At 42.1% G+C, this 7,585-nt stretch carries 9 protein-coding genes and 1 pseudogene; 3 read left to right on the top strand and 7 right to left on the bottom strand.

Annotated features, from left to right (window positions below):
- On the bottom strand, positions 1 to 307 hold a 307-nt coding region (locus PN470_RS01080; protein WP_272103408.1), incomplete at its 3' end, for a transposase family protein.
- A 253-nt stretch (positions 308 to 560) separates the two neighbouring features.
- On the opposite strand from PN470_RS01080, the gene PN470_RS01085 reads away from it, so the two are divergent.
- A complete protein-coding gene (locus PN470_RS01085; RefSeq protein WP_016515243.1) occupies positions 561 to 956 on the top strand; it encodes a helix-turn-helix domain-containing protein in 396 nt (131 codons plus the stop codon).
- A gap of 60 nt (positions 957 to 1,016) precedes the next feature.
- Here the strand turns inward: PN470_RS01085 and shc are convergent, their stop codons facing one another.
- The 6 genes from shc to PN470_RS01115 all read right to left on the bottom strand — a co-directional run bounded on the left by shc (position 1,017) and on the right by PN470_RS01115 (position 6,813).
- The gene (shc, locus tag PN470_RS01090) at positions 1,017 to 2,924 is read right to left on the bottom strand and encodes a squalene--hopene cyclase (RefSeq protein ID WP_272103399.1); all 1,908 of its coding nucleotides are present in this window, start codon (positions 2,922 to 2,924) and stop codon (positions 1,017 to 1,019) included.
- Positions 2,925 to 3,180: 256 nt separating this feature from the next.
- Entirely contained in the window at positions 3,181 to 3,936 is a 756-nt protein-coding gene (gene tsf / locus PN470_RS01095) for a translation elongation factor Ts (protein ID WP_272103401.1), read from the bottom strand.
- A gap of 116 nt (positions 3,937 to 4,052) precedes the next feature.
- A complete protein-coding gene (gene rpsB / locus PN470_RS01100) occupies positions 4,053 to 4,850 on the bottom strand; it encodes a 30S ribosomal protein S2 (RefSeq protein WP_043997933.1) in 798 nt (265 codons plus the stop codon).
- Positions 4,851 to 5,006: 156 nt separating this feature from the next.
- Positions 5,007 to 5,474 (bottom strand): thioredoxin-dependent thiol peroxidase, encoded by a 468-nt coding sequence (bcp, locus tag PN470_RS01105; protein ID WP_272103404.1) that lies wholly within the window; start codon positions 5,472 to 5,474, stop codon positions 5,007 to 5,009.
- A 2-nt stretch (positions 5,475 to 5,476) separates the two neighbouring features.
- Positions 5,477 to 6,325 carry a M56 family metallopeptidase gene (locus tag PN470_RS01110; protein ID WP_272103406.1) on the bottom strand — a complete coding sequence of 283 codons (849 nt, stop codon included), beginning with the start codon at positions 6,323 to 6,325 and terminating at the stop codon, positions 5,477 to 5,479.
- Positions 6,325 to 6,813 carry a BlaI/MecI/CopY family transcriptional regulator gene (locus PN470_RS01115; RefSeq protein ID WP_002753379.1) on the bottom strand — a complete coding sequence of 163 codons (489 nt, stop codon included), beginning with the start codon at positions 6,811 to 6,813 and terminating at the stop codon, positions 6,325 to 6,327. Before PN470_RS01115 ends, PN470_RS01110 begins: the two co-directional genes overlap by 1 nt.
- A 20-nt stretch (positions 6,814 to 6,833) precedes the next feature.
- Between PN470_RS01115 and PN470_RS01120 the strand changes: the two genes are divergently transcribed.
- Together PN470_RS01120 and PN470_RS01125 are read left to right on the top strand one after the other, a co-directional pair.
- The gene (locus tag PN470_RS01120; protein ID WP_002732452.1) at positions 6,834 to 7,124 is read left to right on the top strand and encodes a small RNA NsiR4-regulated ssr1528 family protein; all 291 of its coding nucleotides are present in this window, start codon (positions 6,834 to 6,836) and stop codon (positions 7,122 to 7,124) included.
- A 151-nt stretch (positions 7,125 to 7,275) separates the two neighbouring features.
- A pseudogene (locus PN470_RS01125) lies at positions 7,276 to 7,585 on the top strand (transposase); the annotation flags it as partial.

Below are 7,585 nucleotides of genomic sequence, written 5' to 3' on the forward strand. Positions count from 1 at the left end.
CATAGCGGATTGTATGATGCTGTCTTAATCTCATAAAACTCAGTCTTTCGCTGATATACTTTTGGCACTTTTGACAATGAAACTGGCGGCGTGGTACTTCTAAATATACCGGATTGCCTAATATTGACAAATCTCTGACTAGATTGTACTCTGTCTGATTGATTCTGTCCAAGGTTTGATGGCAATTCGGACATTCAATTGTTTCATTTAAAAGAGCAAGCTTTAGGAAAATTGTCTCATCAATTTTTTGATAATTGACCACTGTTACATTTGGTAAATCGAGGAGTTGATCAAAATTTATCCACAGAACCCACCTCCTGTCCTGTATTATCATTATACCATGCTCACACAGAACCTAGAAGAGCCCAGCAAGGTTCTAAAGTTGATAAATATCAATCTGACAAAAGCTCAAAGTCTTAGGATACAAGCTTTACAAGCATGAGTTGTTGATAGTTTTACATGACAGGTTCGGTAGAGCCTGAAAACTATAAATTATTAACTAAAAATTTTGTATCTCCTTCAGTCACCCCTATTTAAACCATAAAATTAGAGTTATCTTTATGTTTGCCACTGATAAATACTTAGAATTATTAAAGCAATACCCGCCTCGTCCTATTCACAATGAGGAAGACTTAGAAATGATGCAGGAGGTTATTAATCGCCTTTTAGACAAACCCCAATTAACGGTAGAAGAAAGGGAATATCTAAATGTTTTAGGGTCTTTAATTTATGAGTACGAGGAAAATCAAGAGCCAATACCTGATATTTATGGACTTGAATTGTTGAAATTCATATTAGAGGAAAGAAACCTACAAAAGCAAGATTTGCTATCTATTTTTGAAAGCAAGTCAACCCTGGATGATATTTTTGATGGACTACAAGAGTTAACTCCTATCTACATTCAAAAATTAGCCAATTTTTTAAATATATCTCCTGATTTATTTTTTCCTAGTTAGTCACAAAAAATGCGCTAGACAGTTAGGCTTATTTCCTGTCTTAACGCATAGGTTAACGGACTAAATTAAAGCCTGATAACGCCCCAAAGCCAGTAGAGGAAAATACTGCTGATAGAAATGATATTTCAGGTAAAAATGACAGGGAAAACCTGTACCGGTGAAATAATCTTCATCCCATGTACCATTTTCTTTTTGGGTAACAAGAAGATAGTTAACACCCTTTTCAATCACTTCTCGCTGATAATTGCCGGTGACTTTCCCGACGGCTAATAAACCGATTAATGCCCAAGCAGTTTGGGAAGCGGTACTATTTCCCTGTCCTTTAAATTTAGGGTTATTGTAACTAAAACAGGTTTCACCCCAACCACCATCAACATTTTGACAACTGCTTAACCAATTGGCTCCTTTTTGCAATTGCTGGCGATATTTATTCGGTTCCAGAAAAGCCAAAGCAGATAATGCCCCACTGGTTCCATAAATATAATTTACACCCCAACGACCAAACCAACTACCATCAGCTTCCTGTTCTTTTTCCAGATAATCCAAAGCTTTTTTAACTCGATTTTCCTCCATTTTAACATCACAAGTGCCTAACATTTCTAGAACTCTGGCAGTAACATCAGCCGTATTAGGATCGATCATTGCTTTTAGATCGGCATAGGGCAAAGAATTAAGCCAGTTTTGATCGTTATCGATGTCAAAAGCTCCCCAACCACCAGCTTTACACTGCATAGTAGCCATCCAATTAACTGCCCGTTTCATCACGCTTTTTTTAATATTTTCATCGGGCATTTTAATTAACTCTAAAGCCATCACCACCACTGCCGAATCGTCTAAATCGGGATACCAGCGATTATCAAATTCAAAAGCCCAACCCCCGGGGGTTCCGATTTTATTTTTAATCGCCCAATCGCCATAATCAAGAATTTGTTGATCGATTAACCATTGTCCCGCTTTAATCATAGCTGGATGAGCGGGATTTAGACCGGATTCAATTAGCGATCGAATTACCCAAGCCGTATCCCAAACCGGCGACACACAGGGCTGTACACAATAGGTATTATCTGTCTCAATGGCAAAATTATCCAGCGCTTTTAAACCCCGGGCAACAATCGGATCGTAAACATCATAACCTAGGGCTTTTAAAGCTAATAGGGAATTTAACATCGCCGGGATAATTCCCCCCCAATCGCCCGTGTCTTCCTGTCGTTCAATTACCCATTTTTCCGCAGCTTTCAGACTTTCTTGACGGAAGGGAACTAAATCAGTTTTTTCTGCCCATTTAAACAGCCCATCTAACCAGAGGAAAACATCCGCCCAATCGTTATTTTTTGGTAACTCATACTTGACATTATTCACCCCTTCTGTATAGAGTTCATCGAGATTAAAACCCATTTTATACACGGGTTTTTTGTCGAAAACAATTAATAAAGGAACCGTACTTCCCCGCGCCCAACTGGACATTTCATAGATAGTAAAAGGGAAATTTTCCGGCAGTAGCATAATCCAAGCGGGGATAGAGGGAACCCCCTGCCAATCGTAACAACCAATTAAAGCGAGGTGCATTTTGGTGAAAATGCGGGTTTTGCTGATGCCACCTTTAGCTAAGATAAATTCTCTGGCTTTTTCTAAAGCAGGATCATTAACAGGAATTCCCAATAGTCGCAGCCCCATGTAGGCTTCCACAGTGGTGCTAAGATCGCCACCATCCCCATAAAATAACTCCCAAGCGCCGTTAGGACACTGTTGCTGACGCAGATAGGTGGCTGCTTTGTCTAGGGGGCGTTTTTTGTCAGTTTTCCAGATTTTGTGCAGTAAAATTGCTTCTGAGGTGATGGTGACATTAGATTCTAATTCTGCCCACCAGTAACCCTCAGAGTATTGGGTAGAAAGTAAATAATTTTGAGAAAGTTCGATCGCTTTCGCTGTTTTAGCGGCTATTTCGGTGATTTTGTCCTGAATCTGCATTTTTTCCGTTCGACAACCTCTAGGGACCACCAGTGCAAATAAGATAATCTTATTTACAAAGTTTTTAATAAGTAGGTAAAAGATAGGCTTTTGTTCCCAAAGAATCCAGTAAAGGAATCTGCTTTAGTTGCCACTTTCTTTTTTCTTTTCACTGATTACTGTTTACTGATTACCGATAACTGATCAAGTACCCCCACCCCCCTGAAGACAAAAAGGGTACGAAACTCGCACCCCACCAGATTTATCTTCATTGAACTTACTTTTTCTTTTTGCCTTTAGCGGGCGGATTATCCTTCGCTGCCAGTTCCGGGGCTTTTTCCTCCACTTGCGGGGCGGCTGCTACCGGTTCCGGGGCTTTTTGTCCCATTTGGGCGGCTACTTCGGCGGCGAAATCCGTTTCTTCTTTCTCGATCCCTTCACCTAGTACAAAGCGTTGGAAACGACGCACCTGAATATTTTCTCCTAAAGCAGCGATCGCTTGTTTGAGCAATTCGTCAATACTGATGTTCTGATCGCGGATAAAGGGTTGATCGAGCAGAGAAAGTTCTTTCAAACGTTTTTCAATGCGGCCAGCCACGATTTTTTCTTTGATATTATCGGGTTTATTGGCTAAATCGTCCCGTCCCATCTCAATTTCTTTTTCTTTGGCGGAGATTTCGGCGGGAATATCGGCCACTTTTACATATTCGACGTTAGGACAAGCGGCAATCTGCATCGCCACGTCATTAACCAATTTTTTGAACTCCTCGCGACGGGCGACAAAATCGGTTTCACAGTTCACTTCCACTAAAACACCGATGCGACTGCCGGTGTGGATGTAACTGCCGATCATCCCTTCTGCCGCTACCCGACTAGCTTTTTTCTCGGCGGAAGTAATCCCTTTTTGACGCAACCATTCGATCGCTTTGGTTATATCCCCCGCGTTTTCCGTCAGCGCCCTCTTGCAATCCATCATGCCGGCGCCGGTCTTTTCCCTAAGTTCTTTAACCTGTTGTGCTGTAATTTCCGCCATAAAATTCCTAACCTACTGCTTATAATTGATCATGCCACGAGAGGGGCAGGTTTGACCGCTCGATAGGCTCGGAAAGTTTCCCCCCGAACCTAGCTGCGATCAATAGCTAATTTTCCCTAGTTATCGTCGTCTCCACTGGCAAATTCGGCGGCGTATTGGGAATAATCACCTTCTTCCTCGTACTCGGTTTCATTATCGTAGTCTTCCTCGTATTCTTCCACCGCTGCTTGACCACCGCGACGACCTTCGATGATCGCATCGCTAATTTTGCCTAAAATCAGTTTAACTGAGCGAATTGCGTCATCGTTGGCGGGAATCGGCACATCTACCAAGTCAGGATCGCAGTTAGTATCCAAGAGGGAGATGATGGGAATGCCCAATTTTTGGCATTCTTGGATAGCGTTGTATTCCCGACGCTGATCGACTACGACGACTAAATCCGGCAGCCGGCGCATGGTTTTAATGCCACCGAGGTATTTTTCTAGTTTGCCCAATTCCCGACGCAGTACCGATGCTTCTTTTTTCGGTCGTTTATCGAGGGCGCCGCTATTTTCTAATTCTTCTAATTCTTTGAGTCTTTCTACCCGGCCGCGAATGGTTTCCCAGTTGGTTAACATTCCCCCTAACCAGCGTTGGTTAACGAAGTGGCTACCGCTGCGTAAAGCTTCCTGTTTAATGATTGCTGCCGCTTGCCGTTTCGTACCGATGAATAAAAAGCGTTTACCGCTATCGGCTTCTCCTCGGACAAATTCGTAAGCTTCTTCGATTAATTGGGCAGTTTGCACCAAATCAATGATATGAACCCCATTCCGGGCAGTGTAGATGTACTGAGACATTTTCGGGTTCCAACGGCGCGTTTGATGGCCGAAGTGAACCCCAGACTCTAGCAATTCTGCGAGAGAGACAACGGGCATATTTTTCTCCTTTTCGGGTTTATCCTCCATCTAGGGCTGGATTTCTAGATTCCTAGAAACACCCGATCGCCTAGATGTGCGATTTTTGACAACTTTTCTAGTCTAACACGAAAGGGCGCGATTGCATACCCGTAAATATTGGGTACTGAGGGCTTGCTACTGCAATTCCTCAAGTTTTTTCAAAACCGCTTCTGCATGGGCTTTTACCTTGACATTTGACCAAATATAGGCAATATTTCCCTGGGGGTCGATCAGGAAAGTGGAGCGTTTAATCCCCATATATTCCTTACCCATAAATTTTTTTAATCCCCAGACTTGATAAATTTCCGCCAGTTGATGATCGGGATCGCTCAATAATTGAATAGTTAAATTGTGTTTTTCAATAAAACGACAGTGGGACTTTTCTGAATCGGGACTAACTCCCAGAATTACTGCGTTTAATTGCTGAAATTGCGGCGACAAAGCGGTAAAATCGATCGCTTCTGTGGTGCAGCCCGGAGTGTTATCTTTGGGATAAAAATATAAGACCAACCACTGACCGGCAAAATCTGCTAATTTACTAATTTCGCCTCTTTGGTTTGGGGTGGCAAATTCGGGGGCTTTTTGTCCAACTTCTAGGGTCATTTTTAGGAGTGTAAAGGCAAGAGTAAGAAAGGAGCGAGGGAGAGGGAAAGCAATAGCCAGACTTGATAGTTAAATCTGGGAAGTTCGGGGTTTTCTGACTCGACTAAAGCATCGATTCTCTCTAATAAACGATTATTTAAAGAATGATCATTGAGAGCGACACAGCAACTATCAGAGAAATTTATTTCCGCTACTTGATTAACTTTTTCTGCTACTAAAAGCAGCGATTCAGCTAATAGTAAATAATCCACTTGTCCAGAAGCGTACTTATCGGCGCGCAATTCCCGCAAGAAGACCAATTCTGACCATAAATTCTCGCTATTGGGTAGCCAAGAAGACATCGATCGCAACCAACCTAACCAGAAAAACCAGAAGGTGTCATGATATTCTTGGTGAGCTTGTTCGTGGGCTAAAACTGCTTGTAAATGTTCTTGATCTAAGAGATTTAATAATCCTTGGGTTACAATTAATTCCGACTTCCAGAAGCCAACTCTGGCACTGTAGGGAAAATCCACTGCTAAAACTCTCGCCTTCTGAGCGGTGATTTTTTTGAGGGGATAACTGCTAAAATCCCGATGGGTTTGCCAAGTTTGATAGGAAAGTTTTATCAGGCAAAATAGAGCAAAAACTAGCCAAATTATGGCACTAAAGTAACTTATTAAACTGGAGTTATAACCTAGCATTTGCCCGCGATAGCCCATACAAACCACCGATATAACTGTCATTAACAACAGCAAAGGAGGAAAGAGGAAGAAAAATAGCGTTATCTGCCAACGACGCTGATAGCTGGGCAGAAACCAACGTAAACCAATAGCGATAGTTAATGCTAGTAATAACATTGAACCGTGCATTAGCTTTCTCTCCGTTGTTGACGAAGGGTATCTAAACGAGAGGCGATCGCTTTTAATTGTTCGACACTAGCAGTATCGAGACTATCGGCAAAAGAAGCCACCACATCCGCATTACCAATAGCCAAAAAACGATGTAATTGTTCGTAGGCTTTAATTGCCTGTGCTTGTTCCTTAGAAACCATCGGTTTCCAGTAGAAAATCCGACCCTGTTTATAACAACTTAACCAGCCTTTATTAGTTAAACGACGCAGTACCGTAGTCACAGAAGTATAGGCCAGATCCCGTTCTGGATCCGCTAAAATGCGATCGTGGACATCCTTAACGCTAACGGGTTCCAATTCCCAGACAATATTGAGAATTTCCGCTTCTAGGGGGCCAAGGGATAACTGTTTTGGTTGATAGGTCGGCAATTGAGCCATAGTCACACAGAAATGAAGATTACTTTCCTGATCATAGCGGCGGATATCGATCGCCTGATAAAATAGCAACGATCCTTTATATTGTCTTTATGTCCACCGAAACTAATTTAACCACAACTACGGGCGCTGATGCCATTGATGTGGCGATCGCTAATGGCATTGATTTTGATGGTTCCCCAATTCCACCGGCAAAATTGGAACTTTATCACCGGGTAATGGGTTTGGAAGCAGGACGACAAAGAAGCGGGGTTTCTAACACGATGAGATCGCGAATTGTCCGCATCGGGGCCAAACATATCCCCCAAGAGGAATTAAATCAGCTGTTGTTAGCCGCCGATTTTGCCCCTCTCAAGGAGAAAGAAATCGCTTTTTACCTATAATGTCGGCTTTTCATCTCTCGGTTTCACCTCGGAGATGAAAAGTTCCGCCAGCATAGAACAGCGAAGCACGACTAAGAATAACTCTAATCTATAGTTGCCAATTTAATTTTAGTATGCTAGAGTAGTTTGCGTGGTAGGTCGATAACGCAAAATGTTTGTTTTAGAGTACAAGCTTAGAGGAAAACCATCTCAATATCAAGCCATTGATGAGGCTATTCGGACAGTACAGTTTGTTCGGAATAAATGTCTTAGATATTGGGAAGACAATAAAGGTGTAGGACAAAAGGATGTATATAAATATGTCACTCAATTAAGAGATGAATACCCTTTTGTTCAAGACCTTAACTCTACAGCTTGTCAACAGGCTTGCGAACGGACTTGGACTGCTATTCTTAGGTTCTATAATAACTGTAAGAACAAAATTGCTGGTAAGAAAGGATATCCTAAATACTCTAAACGTA

Origin of the sequence: Microcystis sp. CS-574, from assembly GCF_028329095.1 — a bacterium.
Taxonomy (GTDB): domain Bacteria; phylum Cyanobacteriota; class Cyanobacteriia; order Cyanobacteriales; family Microcystaceae; genus Microcystis; species Microcystis ichthyoblabe_A.

What these genes read in the sequence shown, in the direction of transcription:
- PN470_RS01085 (WP_016515243.1), top strand. Translation starts at nt 561, where the DNA reads ATGTTTGCCACTGATAAATACTTAGAATTATTAAAGCAATACCCGCCT.
- shc (WP_272103399.1), bottom strand. Translation starts at nt 2,924, where the DNA reads ATGCAGATTCAGGACAAAATCACCGAAATAGCCGCTAAAACAGCGAAA.
- tsf (WP_272103401.1), bottom strand. Translation starts at nt 3,936, where the DNA reads ATGGCGGAAATTACAGCACAACAGGTTAAAGAACTTAGGGAAAAGACC.
- rpsB (WP_043997933.1), bottom strand. Translation starts at nt 4,850, where the DNA reads ATGCCCGTTGTCTCTCTCGCAGAATTGCTAGAGTCTGGGGTTCACTTC.
- bcp (WP_272103404.1), bottom strand. Translation starts at nt 5,474, where the DNA reads ATGACCCTAGAAGTTGGACAAAAAGCCCCCGAATTTGCCACCCCAAAC.
- PN470_RS01110 (WP_272103406.1), bottom strand. Translation starts at nt 6,325, where the DNA reads ATGCACGGTTCAATGTTATTACTAGCATTAACTATCGCTATTGGTTTA.
- PN470_RS01120 (WP_002732452.1), top strand. Translation starts at nt 6,834, where the DNA reads ATGTCCACCGAAACTAATTTAACCACAACTACGGGCGCTGATGCCATT.